This window comes from Pseudomonas sp. ef1, from assembly GCF_007293365.2.
GTDB lineage: Bacteria > Pseudomonadota > Gammaproteobacteria > Pseudomonadales > Pseudomonadaceae > Aquipseudomonas > Aquipseudomonas siliginis.
This window is the reverse complement of sequence record NZ_CM129815.1, coordinates 2,594,408-2,609,921: the sequence shown is the minus strand read 5'-3', so window position 1 is coordinate 2,609,921 and position 15,514 is coordinate 2,594,408. Positions and strand designations below refer to the sequence as shown.

At 52.4% G+C, this 15,514-nt stretch carries 17 protein-coding genes and 1 pseudogene; 8 read left to right on the top strand and 10 right to left on the bottom strand.

The window, feature by feature from the left end; translation table 11 throughout:
- Positions 1-298 precede the first annotated feature (298 nt).
- From FEE99_RS11900 to FEE99_RS11885, 4 genes are all read right to left on the bottom strand, one after another.
- Entirely contained in the window at positions 299-2,446 is a 2,148-nt protein-coding gene (locus FEE99_RS11900; RefSeq protein WP_237143814.1) for a hypothetical protein, read from the bottom strand.
- Between the two features lie 830 nt (positions 2,447-3,276).
- On the bottom strand, positions 3,277-3,717 hold the full coding sequence (locus tag FEE99_RS11895; protein ID WP_041478946.1) for a DUF6527 family protein: 441 nt from the start codon (positions 3,715-3,717) through the stop codon (positions 3,277-3,279).
- Positions 3,714-4,901 carry a ThiF family adenylyltransferase gene (locus FEE99_RS11890; RefSeq protein ID WP_041478945.1) on the bottom strand — a complete coding sequence of 396 codons (1,188 nt, stop codon included), beginning with the start codon at positions 4,899-4,901 and terminating at the stop codon, positions 3,714-3,716. The genes FEE99_RS11895 and FEE99_RS11890 overlap by 4 nt, the downstream gene beginning before the upstream one ends.
- A complete protein-coding gene (locus tag FEE99_RS11885) occupies positions 4,876-5,625 on the bottom strand; it encodes a multiubiquitin domain-containing protein (protein ID WP_143979044.1) in 750 nt (249 codons plus the stop codon). The genes FEE99_RS11890 and FEE99_RS11885 overlap by 26 nt, the downstream gene beginning before the upstream one ends.
- A gap of 247 nt (positions 5,626-5,872) precedes the next feature.
- Here FEE99_RS11885 and FEE99_RS11880 point away from each other — a divergent pair, with 247 nt between their 5' ends.
- Positions 5,873-6,244, top strand: a complete 372-nt coding sequence (locus FEE99_RS11880) for a helix-turn-helix domain-containing protein (protein ID WP_041478943.1) — start codon at positions 5,873-5,875, stop codon at positions 6,242-6,244.
- Positions 6,245-6,258: 14 nt separating this feature from the next.
- Positions 6,259-7,128, top strand: coding sequence for an ImmA/IrrE family metallo-endopeptidase (locus FEE99_RS11875; RefSeq protein ID WP_041478942.1), 870 nt, complete (start codon positions 6,259-6,261; stop codon positions 7,126-7,128).
- A 63-nt stretch (positions 7,129-7,191) separates the two neighbouring features.
- On the opposite strand, the gene FEE99_RS11870 is transcribed toward FEE99_RS11875, so the two are convergent.
- From FEE99_RS11870 to FEE99_RS11845, 6 genes and pseudogenes are all read right to left on the bottom strand, one after another.
- Positions 7,192-7,944: a hypothetical protein gene (locus tag FEE99_RS11870; RefSeq protein WP_143979043.1), complete on the bottom strand. Its 753-nt coding sequence runs from the start codon at positions 7,942-7,944 to the stop codon at positions 7,192-7,194.
- Positions 7,907-8,242 carry a hypothetical protein gene (locus tag FEE99_RS11865; RefSeq protein WP_041478940.1) on the bottom strand — a complete coding sequence of 112 codons (336 nt, stop codon included), beginning with the start codon at positions 8,240-8,242 and terminating at the stop codon, positions 7,907-7,909. Before FEE99_RS11865 ends, FEE99_RS11870 begins: the two co-directional genes overlap by 38 nt.
- 78 nt (positions 8,243-8,320) lie before the next feature.
- Complete coding sequence (locus FEE99_RS11860) at positions 8,321-8,914, bottom strand: DUF4326 domain-containing protein (protein ID WP_052392180.1); 594 nt, start codon at positions 8,912-8,914, stop codon at positions 8,321-8,323.
- Positions 8,911-9,353, bottom strand: a pseudogene (locus tag FEE99_RS11855) (DUF488 domain-containing protein). Before FEE99_RS11855 ends, FEE99_RS11860 begins: the two are co-directional and overlap by 4 nt.
- 9 nt (positions 9,354-9,362) lie before the next feature.
- Positions 9,363-10,043 carry a dual OB domain-containing protein gene (locus FEE99_RS11850; protein ID WP_143979042.1) on the bottom strand — a complete coding sequence of 227 codons (681 nt, stop codon included), beginning with the start codon at positions 10,041-10,043 and terminating at the stop codon, positions 9,363-9,365.
- Between the two features lie 400 nt (positions 10,044-10,443).
- Positions 10,444-11,076, bottom strand: a complete 633-nt coding sequence (locus FEE99_RS11845; RefSeq protein ID WP_052392179.1) for a hypothetical protein — start codon at positions 11,074-11,076, stop codon at positions 10,444-10,446.
- A gap of 344 nt (positions 11,077-11,420) precedes the next feature.
- Between FEE99_RS11845 and FEE99_RS11840 the strand changes: the two genes are divergently transcribed.
- The 6 genes from FEE99_RS11840 to tnpB all read left to right on the top strand — a co-directional run bounded on the left by FEE99_RS11840 (position 11,421) and on the right by tnpB (position 15,466).
- Positions 11,421-12,203, top strand: coding sequence for a phage Gp37/Gp68 family protein (locus FEE99_RS11840; RefSeq protein ID WP_041478937.1), 783 nt, complete (start codon positions 11,421-11,423; stop codon positions 12,201-12,203).
- A gap of 31 nt (positions 12,204-12,234) precedes the next feature.
- Complete coding sequence (locus tag FEE99_RS11835; RefSeq protein ID WP_041478936.1) at positions 12,235-13,464, top strand: three-Cys-motif partner protein TcmP; 1,230 nt, start codon at positions 12,235-12,237, stop codon at positions 13,462-13,464.
- A gap of 252 nt (positions 13,465-13,716) precedes the next feature.
- Complete coding sequence (locus FEE99_RS11830; RefSeq protein WP_041478935.1) at positions 13,717-14,202, top strand: hypothetical protein; 486 nt, start codon at positions 13,717-13,719, stop codon at positions 14,200-14,202.
- 391 nt (positions 14,203-14,593) lie between these two features.
- Positions 14,594-14,782 (top strand): transposase, encoded by a 189-nt coding sequence (locus FEE99_RS11825; RefSeq protein ID WP_082817310.1) that lies wholly within the window; start codon positions 14,594-14,596, stop codon positions 14,780-14,782.
- A 19-nt stretch (positions 14,783-14,801) separates the two neighbouring features.
- Complete coding sequence (gene tnpA, locus FEE99_RS11820; protein WP_009682494.1) at positions 14,802-15,134, top strand: IS66-like element accessory protein TnpA; 333 nt, start codon at positions 14,802-14,804, stop codon at positions 15,132-15,134.
- A complete protein-coding gene (gene tnpB / locus FEE99_RS11815) occupies positions 15,131-15,466 on the top strand; it encodes an IS66 family insertion sequence element accessory protein TnpB (protein ID WP_009682493.1) in 336 nt (111 codons plus the stop codon). The genes tnpA and tnpB overlap by 4 nt, the downstream gene beginning before the upstream one ends.
- Positions 15,467-15,514: the final 48 nt, after the last annotated feature.

Genomic DNA, 15,514 nt, shown 5'->3' with positions numbered 1-15,514 from the left:
CCTATGGCTCGAAGGAGCGATGGCAAGACAGCAATGGCATCGTGCTCAGCGACCCTATAGTGCATTGCGCAAGGGCTGCGCCAACTTCACTCGAATTTCAGACAAAAAAAGCCCCGGTTAAGGGACTTTCTCTCCATGCCTCACGATCCGTGCTGGCGTCCCCAACGCTGCGACCAGGATTGGCACCGTATATTTACGCAATTGAGAAATCTGTATATCCATACATGGTTAACGTCAAGCGCATATTTTCGGATCGAGGGCAGCACCTTCTAGCGTCCAGAAGGTTCTGCCGTGTCACTCATTGCGTCGGGTTAGGCTCAGGATCCATATTGACTGCCACAGGGCTGCCTGCTGCGGGATCTTCAGCTCTTGGCCGCTTGCCCCCGAGGGAGAACTTCTCGGTAGGGAAGATGGAAGAAATTTTCCGGATCGCATTCGCCAGGTATACCTCAGGCGTACTGTAGTCACGGCTGTAGCGACCGGATTCAGAATTCACGAACCACATGTGCTTCTTGCCATCGAACTCACACCACATTTCACCGGCTATCCGTGCTGGCTGAAGACCCGTCATGCTTGGGTGGCCAAGAATTACTGGCTTGGTGATGTCCTCGGCGACGTAGAGAATTCCGTCCTTACCGATTGCCCAGATAAGGTTCCGGTACTTGTCCTTCGATATCGCACCGAAAAGCGTCCTGAGGCGCTTTTCAGAGGGATCGTAGAAGCTTTTCGTCGTACGGTTCTTACCCTCGCCAGTCTCAGAGACCTCGTCAGCCTTCAAGTAGTTGGGTGCCCGGAGAGCCCCATACTTTTTCTGCAAATTACCGGCGTAGTCATCCGCGCGTCGTTTGAGGCTTTTCAGGAAAGCGTTGTAGAAATGTGGCTGTTCAGGTGGATCCAGTTTGGCCAAGATTTCATTGAACGCCCCCAGCGCGATCTGGCCGTAGAGCAGATCAAAGATGAATACACCCGCAACCGCATTCCCCGCCGGGATATCTGTAGCGTCGAGCAAGATCCGAAAGGTCTGGTGATCGCCCCAACGGAAATCGATCTGCCATTGCCACCGGGCAATATGGCTGGTCAGGAACTTGATTTTCTCCTGCGCCCATCTCTCCACCGTTGACTCAGTGACTATGAGATGGTGTTTCTCTGTAAGCAGCGAGTTACCAAGCTGGTTCGTAGCATCGAACTCGAGCACCCCTTGGCGCGCTTCCGAAACTGTGACCAGCCTAATGGTATGGCTTGTAGCCTGCCTCTCAATGTCGAGTTCACGGCAGAGGTAGGTCATCCATTTGTCCACCTCCATATTGATCCGCTGGGCCGTCTGGTAAGCATAGGTGTATGCCAGGCGAGCCTTCTTCGCAGCCAATGCAATCGAAGCCTCGGGCAGTAGAAACTCATGAGGCTTTTTCGCCCACACTCCTGTTTCACTACGCTTGGAAATGGCTATCACCCAGGTGTCTGCCATACCAGGAGGGGTGTCGGGGCCTAGCAGTTTTTTGAGCGTAATAATTTGTGCTCTGGCATACGGGCCCAGTCGGTCATCATGCATGTAGATCGACCGAACCCCGTCACGGAAGTCATAACCAAGCAAGGTAATAGCATGGCCGCCCCGCGCCACGACCTCCCACTTCCTCTCGGGAGTACGTTCAAGACCGTAAACCATACCTGTCAGGATGACAGGCAAGTTGCTGTCGACGTGCGAAGCGACGTAGTGAGCGAACCAGTCGGACGAACGCTCCCGCAACTGAGTCGCATGGTAGCGGAGTCCTTCAGCGTCTAGTGCACGCTGAATCTGCTCATTGCTCAGCTCGTGATTGGGGAAGCCATTGCCAGAGCTATCGGCGAGATCGAGTGCAGTCGTAGTGATTTGGCTGCAGGACGTGACGCTTCTGACATCTCGTCCTGGGAAGCCATGGAGCGCCGTCCAGACGGCGGTTGTTGCGCAGGCAGCAACTACCTTGTCTTGCTCCTGGAAAGCAATCGAGTCGACGTAGAGGTCGATGCCAAAGAGACTGACGTCATATCGGCGGGCGATTTTTTTGCGAACCCCCGCCCCCATATTCGGCTCACCGATTACTTGCAGGCATGTCTTGCCAACAAAGGTCTTGGTCAGCGGCTTCACCACCATGAAGCCTAGGTAGTTTTCTTGGAGGTACTCAGCAGTCAGCGCAGTTCCGGGCCGCCCTAGCAGGAGATCGTCCATGTCCTTATGGCTGATGGGACATTTGAAAAAATGAAGGCGTGAGCAGATATAGCCGTCGTTGCCAAAGCGCTTGACGTAGTAGTTGGAGAAGTCCTCCAGGAACTCACGGTCGATGTACTCGGGTTCCAGCAGTACCCCTTCTGCATTCAACTCCTCCAGGTACTTGAACAGGTACGAGACCTGAGGTTTGGCGAAAATGTCCGCAAAATCGGCGTCGAAACACTCGCGGATCAAGGCACTCAACGTTGCCTTTTGGAATTTGGAAACCAGGTATGGAGTCATTGTGATCGCGCAAAAAAAAAGCAGCCTATAAGGCTGCTCTATTGAATGAATGTAGGGGTAGCTTACAAACTGCAGGTACGGGCTAGTAGGTCACGATCCATTCGCTGGGCAGCAAAATCTTCTGCCGCGCGGCGATTGAACGCTTCAGAACGGTCACGGGCAGCCTTCAGTCGATCTTCACGACTGGCTCCCATACGTTTACGAGTTTCCTCGAACAGACGCTCCAGGCCCATATTTTCCTTCCCCAGGTCAGTATTTTTCACTGTAGATACAGCCTCTCACCAATGCTCGACCTTGATTCAACTGGACTGCAATGTGGTACTCGACATGCTTGCGGCGGCGCGGATTATCGATTCCAACACCTAGCTCGACAAGCGACACCTGTCTGCAGCCGACTAACGGCACCACGACTGTAGTTCAGACCGAGAGAAAGCTCCAAGGTTCAGGGGCAAACAGTCTCAGAATCAGCCAAACGGTAACTCCGGAACACTTGGTGCATTTTCATGCAAACAAAGGCCGGCCCTCTCCTGCTAGCGGCGCTGAAACGCCAAAAACCTCCAAGCAAGGAGGTGCCCGAACAGGGCAAGAATCATTGGATAGATCCAGTATGGCATATGGCTGTCATACACTTAAAGTGTAATTTGCCACTTTTTGAGCACCGTAATGGTGCAAAGGCAGGGGGTATTCAGCCCAGGTTAGGCCGGTTCAATCGCAGGAATTCGGGCCCCCTCCTTCCACGGCCCGATTGTCTGTCCCCATAAACAGTGGGACGTAAGTGACCAAGGTGGCCATTACAACCCCAACCATTTTCTCAGCCTTCCAAACAGCGAAGTCTCTTGGATCTCTGGCTGAACTGCCGGTACCGGTTGATTACGCCCGGCACTTGGTTTAGCACCCTGAGCTCGTGCCTTTGCTTCAGCGTCCCGTTTACGCCCAGCGTTGACCGCTTCTTGAGACATGTCCCCTGCCCACTCAATGCGACCTGAGCGTACCCAATAGTGCGAGCGGCACTTGAATGTCCAGTTACCGATTGAGGGCTTGAGCGACACCGTTTTACCATCGAATGACATCTGCCAGTCGGTTGGAGAGAACGGTGTGATCACTTTGACTCCGCAACCGCAGGCACACAGGTGTGCTGCAGTTGCGAACTCCATGGCCAAATAGAGCTCACCGGGTATCAAAGTCTCCGGGAAGTGCTCAACGAATTGCGGTGCGAGACGTTTGATGGTCATGGGCGCTCCTCGCTGTTGCCCATCTCATTGAGGTTGGTCGCGTAAGTTACGTGGCCAGCCTGGCACTGATCGACGTAGAAACCACAGAGCCTTTTCCACATGCCCACCGCGAGTACTGCGTTGAGCGCATTCAAATCAGCAATCTGAATGTTCGAGCGGTAAGCATCCTCTGCCTCATTCTCGGTCAGCGGCAAGGTACGGTCGGCGTGGTCAAATTGGGTGGGTGTTACGGCGGTGACCCGGCAGGTTCCCCAGACTTCCTGAGTATCGTTGACCAGATGCACCCCCATCCCGACGTCCAGCAATGAGGCACGAGTTCCGATGAGCTCCCGGACGACCAGTGCCCGTGCAGAGGTGTTGTCCACGCAAAGAAACACGTAGTCGAATCGCCGGAGCTCGCCCACATTCTCAGGAGTGATCATGCACGGGTGCTGAGTGATCCCACGATGCATCTGGCTATACACCTCTTGGAGATACTCCACCTTTTTCAGGCCCCGCTCCAATGTGGCGAACGGCACAGCGCTCGGATAGCGAAACGCGTTGTGCTGCTGGAGCAGATCGCCATCGTAGAGATGGATCTCCGCCACCGGAGTTTTCGCGACTTGATCCAGGATATAGGCACCAGTACCGCCCAATCCTACAATTGCAATCTTTAGCCCTTTGAACTTATGAGTGGGCATCCCGATCCCTGCACGTGGTGACGCCGTGTCCGTATAGGCAAACACTGTGTCTTCAGTCTCCGACCGAATAGGGGCGAAGGTTTTGGCAGTGACGCTTGGGTCGATGGCCTGGGCCTGGCCACTAAGGATCGATACGTAGATCGAGACTTTCTGGTAGTAATCAGGGTAATTGCCACTACGGGGCTTGGCTGAGAAGTAGTGGTTCACAACCAAATCCGGCAACAGCGGATTCAGATTGCTGTTGTTGATGATCTCTTCGAGGGGACGCCCTTGCGAATCGCAAGGGCGGTCACCAATGAAATGTGCTGTATGGTCGCTCGGTTGGCCCGCAACATCAGCCACCAAATTGAGCGCCATAACCAACACACCTTTGCCCACCTGACGCTCAGCGTTCACGTAGGGCACGTCCCGAACCAAGAGATAACCTTCCTTGGTGTCCAGGTTATACCCTTCGTTGCGAAGGCTCAGGAGGTGAGGACTACGACTTATCAGTTGGTGTGACATTGAAGTGCATCCCCTTCTTGATACGGACGTGTTGGCCATCAACCAGGTTGGTCAGCGAGTTGCCTTCGTGGCCCTTGGCGTAGGTCACGGTGAAGTAGGAGTTAGGGCCAGGCTGTGCATCCGGGTAGGCCAAATGCACCACCTCCCAGTACGACAAAGTGCGGGAGTGAACAACCACTGGCTGCGTGTTGACGAAGACTTTGATGTTGATCTGAACCGCAGCGAAGTGCTCCACACCAGGGCGACCCAGGTCAAACAGATCACGGTCTTCGATCAGTTCATCGTCATCACCCGGGATGACCAGAAAGATGTCGTATTTCTGCGCATCGACGCCGGCGAGTAGCTTGAGGGTGCGCCCAGAGATGCGCTGTGCACCCCAGTCTTGAGCCTCACCATCGATGAAAAAGCGAAATGTGCGATCATTTTTGAATGCCAAGAACTTCTCGACGCCAGCCTGGCGCAAGTCAGTCGTCTCACTGGGGCTGAGCAGCTCCAAGTGGCCATTGGCGAGAACCTGAAACAGCAGGTATTCGTCCACCGGGCGGAGTTCTGCAGCCTCCAACACCTGCTGCCCAGTTGGTACGGGGTCAGCAATCACCAGTGGCCGGTACTCGAGCGCATCATTTCCGAGCTGGATTTTGTACGGGCCGTGGTCACGCACCTCGCGGCCTGCAGCAAGTGCGGTGGCAACGTCTTCAATCTCTAAATCGTTCAACTGTGTCATGGATGAATCCTCGCATTTGAACTAGATGAGCCGTTGCCTGCCCAGACAACACCATAGCTCTTAAAAAACGACCGCAGGGTCGTTGCCTAGCCAGACAACAGTGGACTTCAAAAAAAAGCCGCTTATCATGGATCATGAATCATGAATCATGAATCATGAATCATGAATCATGAATCGCGAGCTGTTGTCTTGCTAGACAACAGACTACTCCCGCCCGTTTGGGCAATGCAAGAGGTTGGAGAAAAAAATGGATTTGGCCGGGTTCATCGCAACCATGCGTGAACGAAAAGAGCTGAGCTTTCGGGACTTAGAGAGGCGTGCAGGCGACCTGGATCACGCATATATCTGGAGATTGGAGAAGGGAGACCGGGCAGCACCGTCCGATGATGTTGTCATGCGGCTGAGCCAAGCGCTTGAGCTCGACGACAGAGAAAGCGATGTATTTCGATTGCTGGCCAAGTCAGTGACCGTCGAGAACGCGCTTTACCAGCTCATGATTTCCCGGATGGATATACCGTGGGAAGATTTTGAGGACGTCGCCACGATGAGCTTCCGAGGTGAGCGTCCAGACACCGAAGAGGCTTGGCTCAAGCGGATCGAACTTATTCAGCAGATGTAGCGACGAGGAGCTTCATGGACGAGAACGTTGTGATCTCACGAGCCAGGAAACTGTTGAAGGACGCTGGCATCAATACAGCACCTGTTGATGTAGAGGCGCTTGCTCTTCATCTGGGCTTCAAGGTTTCGTGCGTTGAACTCCCCGATGGTGAAGCGGGCAGCACTTTTGAAAGGCGCGGCCAGAAACACATCTGGGTCAACAAAAAGGATAGTTTGGTTCGACAGCGCTTCACCATCCTCCATGAAATTGCACACCATGTCCTTGAGCTGCCGTCTAGGCATGGTGAGATGGTGCCAGCTGAAGAGCTTGAACGCTTCACGGGGCGTCACCAAGAAGAGATTTCGTGCGACATCTTTGCTGCCGAGTGCCTGGTGCCCTGGTCAATGATCCAACCCATGGCGGAGGAAAGGAATTTCACCTTGGAGCATCTTGCCGAATTGGCTGATCACTTTCAGGCCTCCCGCTCGTGTATCGCTTCCAGGTTCGCTCAGGCTGCAGATGGTCACGTGGCGTTCGTCGTCGCGGAGGATGGCGTGGTCAAGTATTCGATTGGTTCGAAGGCGCTGCGCGATGCCAGGGTGTGGATCACCAAAGGAATTCCCCTTCCTCAAAACTCCGCCGCAGCCAAAGCGCACCGGGATGGAATAAGCGGCCTTCATGAGGTAGACATTGAGGGAACAGATTGGAGCACCAGCGATGATGCTCGGCGGTTCGCCTGCTACGAACAAGCCACTTATCACGCGCCGACCAGGCAGACTCAATCGATCCTGAATTTCGAAGAGCTCGATCCTCGCCCGGTGCCGAACGGCATTCGGGCGAAACACGATGACGATGATCTTCTGGAAGAACTAGATGGCCGCCCAGGTTGGTCTAAGTATAGATAACTGCATAAGCTCTAAGAGAGATGACCCCTAAAAACCCAGTAAATGATATTTCGCAGAGACTGCTTATTGGGATTTCTTTGCAAGCTTAACCTTACGCCTTACCGCCTGGTTAATTTTGTTCATCATGTCAGTTTGAGATTTCTGATCCGTCTCATCGCATTCAAGCACATCACTGGCATTGAACAAACCGACAAGCTCACTATCTTTTTTTCCGATAAACGCTAAAATTGTATCCCTACCATCAGTCATCCCTCTTATCGCACACATATGTATTCGAAAAAGAGAAACATCCCTGATCAGGACAATACAGAAAGGCAGCGCATCCAAAAGCTCCGACCGATAAAACTCATTTACCGGGTCATATAGATTAGCTTTCACCAGCGAAGAATGCATCAAAGACAATAATCTCTCAAGGAACTGCATCGTAGAGTGATGAACTGTTTCTGCAGTAATTACATCTAGCGCCCCACCAACCCATGACGTTTCACCTATCGCCTCAGGCATAAGCTGATCGCGCCTGAAGCACGATTCAGCCAATTGATTTCCCAGCTTCGTCAGTTCTCCTTCTTTTACAAGCTTTCTTACAGAAAGAGACTCATAGTCCATCTCATCCATAATTTCATTTTCATCCCCCAACAAAACGCTTTTTGGAGAAATACTACCATTGGCACTACGGTGCACTAAGGTGTAATTGGTTGCAACCCAGCCACGCCTTAGTTTTTCCAGTTGTTGATGACTAAGCTGACCTAGAATAATGATCAAGTATCTCTTATATTTTTCATTTACCAGCAGCAATAGCTCTGGCAAACTGACCATAGATACCCGACTTATCGTCCTCAACGTCGTCCAAACATATTTTCAGTAGCGCGTGATAATCCTCTACGTCCAGCAGATCGCCTATCAGAGTCGAATTACCACCCAATAACCCGCGATGAAAATCCTTCACTCTTTTTTCATTTCTTCTTTCCTGATACTTGCCGACATTATCGCCAACCACCTTCATCAGTTCATAAACAGCTTTAGCCTGGCTAGCGCCCGGAATCAAATCCAGCGAAAACTTAGTAAGTGCATCAACAGTTGATATTATTAAACTGTCACTCTCACTCTTCGACATTAAGAATCGCCCCTAGAATCTTTAAATCTATCAAATCACAAACTTACGGACTACATTCTTCCCATGACGACGCCCCACCTAGAGGTCATCATCTTGGGCATTTAGATGTGCTGCCAAGACGTCTCCATGGCACGCAGCAGGCTTGCAATGGCAAGCGATGACCTTACCCCTGATGCTGCTGAGGTTATGCTCAAAGTTTTCAGATGCCTTGAGGAAGCCACGACCGAAGTCGTAGGCAAATTTCCGAATGACCTCATCACGGTCTCCGTCCTGGCCTATCTGGTAAGGGTTGCCCCAGATAGTGCCTCGACCGATGTAGAAGTCGTAGAGGTCTCCCCGATCCTTGTTCACCACCAAGGTGAGCTGCAACGGGATTACCCGGGTTGGGATGGCAGCTAGGCGCAAGGCGTATCTCAAACCAGCAAAGCACTCGCGATCCTCAAAGAGAATCGCGTGCGTTGCTTTTTCGACGGCGCCGGCCTGATCTTCCACCAGCTCGAACGGTAAACCCTGCTCTTCCGCATAAGCGCTCACGTAGCCATTGGGATCGACCATGGCCAGGAGCTGAACCTCGGCAGACTGGCTGGTGTAGAATTGCACCTTCCTCTGCAGCTTCGAGAAGCAAAGGAATTCCTTCGGGTAGGCAATGAAGATGGTTTTGATATCACTCATACCAGATGCTTGACATCGATGGACGTATCGCCCCAATGCTCCTTCAGGTATTCAGTCACCAGTCGGCGATGGCATTGATGAGGTTGGTGCTCGCTGCAAAGCAAGCACCCCCCTCCATCAAATCCTGGCGCACGTGCTTCTCTATATTGCGCTTCGCCAATAGGTTCATGAACTTCTCCTCGTACTGCTGCCAGGTGATGTCCTTTTTCTGGTAGGGCGAGAGGATCTCTTTGGTCGGAGCAAGGTCGGGCAGGTGCACGTAGTCGACGTCACAGATTTCCTTCAGGAAATACTTCAGATCGTCCCGCTTGGCGAAGCCAGAAAGCTGAGAGATGTTGTTCAGTCGGACGTCCACGACCCGCTTGGCCCCTGAAAGCTTGATCAATGAAAAGAAGCGTTCAGCCTTTTTTTCGGTGAAGCCGATAGTCAGAATTTTCATGATTATCCGTCAAAGAATGGCTGCCACGAGTTTGTAGGCGTAGCCAGTGTTGGGGTCGATATCACCTAGGCTCACCGTAAAATAAGTGATCCCTTCAGGTTGGTGAGTACCTGCACCAAGACCTATGAAATGACTCTCGGCAAGCTCGTCTGTGACGCTGAATGCATACTGAATCCTGTTGTACGAGAACGATGCACGAGCCTTGAGTCTGTGATTACCCCATTGGGCGCTTTCTGCTGAAACCCTAACAGAAACTCTGTCTGGCCGAATTAGGAAGAGCGATTGCCGACGAACGTTCAAGGATTCCGGGGGAACACGATCATTCACACCGCACCGACTGTGATGACCAGATTCCCAGAGTGTCTCGGGATGGTCTTCAAGTTGTGCGATATCGTTCAGACTCAATTGGCCCTGCGACGCCCACAAAGGTGGATGGCAGATAAGATGGTTTTCATGCTGGTAAGGATGATTCTGTAACCCGGAGAACGTCACTGTGGTCAGATCCCGAACCTGTGCTGTCCGACCATTAGCGTACGTACGTTCCGCATCCGAGATTGAGTCATGCTCACGATTGCTCACCGGGCGGATCCACGCCCCATGGTTCTCTCCTCCCCACAGCTTGCCAGCGATACAGCGGCCATATGGCTTTTTCGAGCTGGCCAAGCACACGAACTGGTGTGAGTACGGCATTTCGAAGCTCCTTCCTTGGTATCAATGCGCTATCACCATCCTGCTTGTATCTAGCGTCCTTAGCAAGAGCCTTCCCGTGGGCCTCCCGCCGATTTGCAGCCTCGTCCACGCACTTATTAATTTTAGTGGTAAAGCTCCGGCGCGCCATCTCCCCCCACACTCTTCAGCCAAGCCATGTTCGCTAAATCTCAGACGATCAGGCTAGGGTTGAGTGCTTTCCTTTGAATTCGCATATGAACGAGCCCCGTGGCCTAGGAATGCTCCAAACTTCCCCCTGTGACGCAACGACGCTCGATGCCAATAACGACGAAACTTACCTATCCCACAACGCATTACTGAACGCTCGGGTCATCGCCAGCATGTTTAAGTCGTGATCCGACAAGCCCATTTGGAGTTGCCGCTACGAGCTGTGTGTCACCGCAAATGTGACCCAATGAAAAAATTCGGGATCTTGATTCGTGTAGGTGATGCTATGTGGATAACCCCGAGACCGATCACCAGGCTCACTTATTAGCAACTTAACTTGGCCTGCGCGCCAGTTGTAGCTAACGCCGTTTAGCAGACGATCTTTGGAGTGATTCAGCTCATTCAGCTCTATGTCGTCAGGCTGGCGTACAGACCACCTATCAGTTGCACTCAAAAACAGATAAGTGACATCCGTGAAGATTTCCACTATCTCTCTCGACGGGACGGTGAAGTCATGTTCAATGCTGTTTCTTGTACTGTTGAATTTCTCAAGAACGTCCGGAGCCGGTAGGCCGCACTTCTTCAGGTACTTAGAGAGGCGGTGAAACCCTCTCATATTATCAAGACTACCCGCACCGAAGCCAAGGCAGGCATCCTCCATACGCATGTGAAGAGCCCTTTTTGCGTTCGCTAGTGCGTTTATGAGGTGTCTTGGAGTGTCTCCATCCTTCAGGTCTGCTCGGGCATAGCTCAGGTAGTCTTCAGCCGAGGGAGATTCACGGCAAGCGAAACCAGACCACGTATAGGCCCCGACGTCATCTTCATGGATTTTTTGCGGATCAAACATCGAAAGCTCCATCAATGAACTCGGCCTAAAATCACGCCCTGGGTAGTGTTCAGGCTGGATAGGTCGTGTTCTTTCGCAATCGCGACAGCCCACCATCTAAAAGCCATGATGTCATGGCAGCATCAAACGTTCAAAACCACAGGACTTTCCTTACGGCACCGGCGCCAAGCGCGAACCAAGCGCTATCTGGACAAAATGCAGCCTGCATTCTTCCGTGATGCGGATTGATGACCGTGGTCGTGACTGCCCTATCAGCGAGGAATTCATTATGATAGCCATTGAATTCGGCTCGTTCGGTCAGAAATGCACCGGCTAGGATCGCAAACGAGGGGGCTAAGAAGGATATGGCAGAGACACAGATTGAGTGGACAGACTCTACCTGGAATCCGGTAGCAGGCTGCTCCATCATTAGTGCCGGGTGCAAAAACTGCTATGCCATGGAAATGGCACGTCGGCTTGAAGCCATGGGCACCCCGAAGTACATGGGTTTGACCCGCAAAAAGAACAAGCGCATCGTCTGGAACGGCTCTATTGTCGAAGACCATGACTCCTTGGCGATTCCGTATCGCTGGAAGAAACCCCGCAAAGTTTTTGTGAACTCAATGAGCGACCTCTTCCATGAGAAGGTCAGTGACGAGTTCATTATTGCCGTGTGGAAGGTGATGCGAGAAACCCCGCATCACAACTATCAAATTCTGACCAAGCGCCCAGAGCGGATGAAACAGATCCTCAACGAAGTCATCACGGAGGTTCTACCCAACGTCTGGCTGGGCACGTCCATTGAAGATAAAGATGCCGCTGGACGTGTTCAGTTCCTGAAAGACACCCCTGCCCAGATCAGGTTCATCTCCTTCGAACCACTCATAGGGCCAGTAGGCAAAATCGATCTCACGCAGATTGACTGGGCGATTGTCGGCGGCGAGAGCGGGAATAAAGCGCGACCGGTGAAAGAAGGGTGGATTGATGAGATCTACACACAATGCCTAGAAAGTGGCACGGCGTTTTTCTTTAAACAATGGGGGACGTGGGGTAAAGATAATGTCCGCCGTTCGAAAAAAGCTAACGGTCGCGAATACCGTGGCAAAACCTGGGATGAGATGCCAGTAAAGCTGGTGGGCATGTCCTAGTGGAACTACCGTAGCCTGACAAGGAATATCCATGGCTAAGAAGAAGTATGATTGGGAAGAAGGTGCAGTTCTTGAAGAGCACTCAAGGAAGAAGCATCAAATACTTCGCGATTATTTTTATCAGTACGTGATCACACGGTGCAAGCACCCGCAGGTCAGAAAATTTCGCCTGGCTGTAGTAGACGGCTTCAGTGGCGCAGGCCGATATCAATGCGGCACTGCCGGTTCACCCATAATTTTTGTGGAAGAGCTGAATCGAGCGTTAACTGACATCAACACCTACAGGGCAGTTAACAATCTACCCCTCGTGGATATCGAGTGTAGCCTTTTCCTGAATGACGCCGAGCGGATGGCAATCGGCATTCTGGAAGGAGTCTTGAATCCAATTATCCTTCACCATAGCATCTCGAATAGCCGGCTCAAAATCCAAACCCGCTACTCGACCGAGTTGTTCGAACATGCTTATCCAAGAATCAAAGCTCAGATCAAATCAGAAAAATACCCGAACATAATCTTCAACCTAGATCAATGTGGGCACAGTCATGTTGACACTGCGACCTTGATAGACATGATGAATCTGAATGAATCGGTGGAGGTTTTCTACACTTTCGTCATCTCATCTCTACTGGCCTTCCTGAAGCAGCACGATCCAAAAACGCTGTCGAACCAATTGGCATACTTGCAGCTGAGCAGCCGGGACTTCGAGATTCTTGAAGAGAAGCAATCGAAGACAGCATGGCTCGGAGTGGCGGAAAACATCGTCTTCGAAAACTTCAAGAAATGTGCAAAATTTGTCAGCCCTTTTTCAATCAACAACCCTAGTGGTTGGCGATATTGGCTGATACACCTCGCCAATTCGTATCGTGCTCGCCAGGTTTACAATGACCGGCTGCACCAAAATAGCGAGACTCAGGCTCATTTCGGCAGATCTGGCCTTGGCATGCTCGCGCATGACCCTAGCGAAGGTAAGACGCTTTACCTCTTCAATGAGTCGGCGAGAGAACAAGCAAAAGACCAGCTGAAGGAGGACATTCCAAAATTCCTCCACGACTCGGTACCATCTTTATCCGTGAAGGATTTTTTCGAAAGGATTTATAACAATACTCCAGCCCATAGCGATGATATCAATACTGCGCTACTAGGTAGCACCGAGATCGAGATTCACACCGCTACCGGTGGAACGAGACGAAAGGCCAGCCAAATCCATACTTCAGATATCATCGCTTTCAAGAAGCAACGAAGCTTCTTCTTTACCAAATGAAGTCGAGTCGGACATGGAACAGCCTAATGGGGTCGACGACCATCGAGTCGTCCGTCACATCACCTAGCCAAATCCAAGGCAAATGCCAATCCACATAAGATGGCCCCGCCGGCCCCTGTGACAGCTTGATCGTCTATCTTCACCACATATCTACACTTCACATCGCCCAAGAGTTCTTAAAAGATCCTGATGGATTAGGCTGATTGATCTTGTAACTCGAATATCGGCCCGGTACTAACGAGCGTAGCCCTCATGGCCCAACCGCTTTTCGACTTTGACCTCAAACGCGTCTCGCACAAGCACTACATAACAGGGAAAGCCGCCATCAACTTCCCTCATCCTGGAAGCACCACAGGTGGGTGGCATTTCCTTTCCTATTTTGATCGGGAATCCGGGGAGGCCAAGGTGTCGTTGGCAGGTATCCATTATCCTGACACCACAGCCTACTTTGGTGACCTTGGCATCATTGACGTGACCGATGAACTAGCAAAGCGTGGATGGTCTATGGATGGCCATCGCCTGTTCATGGCGAATCACTACAGAGCCGCTGCGGACATGATCGTGAGATGGGCATTGAGCGAGTCCAACCACTGCAGCGTCGAGATTGATGACTGGTTCTCCTCACCTGCTGAGAGACAGCGACTGCTTGAGATTCTAGATACAGGCAGGTCAAAGCTTTCCGAGGTGGGCCGATGGCAAAAAGTGGAAGCGTGGCTGCGTACGCAAACCTTCAGCTAGGGTTGTCGTTGGTCTGGATGGAGCGCGGCGTCGATGCGAAGAGGTGCATCCGCCCCAAGGGCCCTAGATCGGTGGATTTTCGAAAGTATCAATCGATGTGCTGAGCTCGGACTGCATGCGATCGAAAACCCGATCTAGAGTCGGATGCGCTTTCGACTCTCTCAATGTGCTCACCAATTGGAGCAGTTCGCGGCACTACTCTAATGCTAGGGCGTGCCCCTTCGGGGAGGGGCTGTCGTCAACCGAGCCTTGGCGCAAGCGCCGGCATCTCGGCCCTTCGGGCTTCCATCCGTAAGCGTCCGGCGAACTCACCTTCCGAACTCCAGCATTAGGGGCGATGGTGTCCGCGTATTTTTAAGCGGACGCGATCCCCCTTATCGCCAGGATTTCCATGCGCCAACGAAGCTCTTATCCGAAACCGTTCAAAGCCCAGATCGTTCAGGAATGCCTGCAACCTGGCGCATCCATTTCCAGTGTCGCCATCAGCCACGGCATCGTATGCGTACGGCCAAGTCATCTACCCAGCCCTGCAAAGCCAAGACATGGTGTGCACTTACATTTAAGTGGGCACCAGTTCTAGCCTTTTAAGCGGGTATTTCATGCAGCCAACACGCCGTTCCTATTCCAAATCCTTCAAAGCTCAGGTCATTCAAGAGTGTGCCCAGCCCGGTGCTTCGATTGCCAGCATCGCACTCAGCCATAACCTCAACGCAAACCTCGTCCACAAATGGATTCGCCTGCAAGCGCAGAAAAGCACGGCGCTGCAACCTGCATTTATTCCGTTACCCGTGCCGCTGGCAGGGGCGAAATCCCACACATCATCATCGAATATTTGCGTTGAAATACAGCACCCGCGTGGCACCGTCACAGTGAACTGGCCCACTGAAAATGCTGCTGCCTGCGCGACCTTTCTTCGAGACCTTCTGCGATGATTCGCATCGACTCCATCTGGCTCGCCACCGAGCCGATGGACATGCGCGCTGGTACCGAAACGGCATTAGCCAAGGTGATTGCGGTGTTCGGTGCGGCGCAGCCGCACTGTGCTTATCTTTTCGCCAACCGCCGCGCCAATCGCATGAAAGTGCTGGTGCATGACGGCTTCGGCATATGGCTGGCGGCGCGCCGGTTGAGCCAGGGCAAGTTCCACTGGCCAAGCATTCGTCATGGCTCTGAAATGCAGTTGGACACCGAGCAACTCCAAGCCTTGGTATTGGGCCTGCCATGGCAACGAGCAGGTTCCGGCGGCTCGATCACACTGCTTTAACGGCTGCCATTAGCCTATCGGTCTATCGCCGCGAAGCGCCTGCTCTGG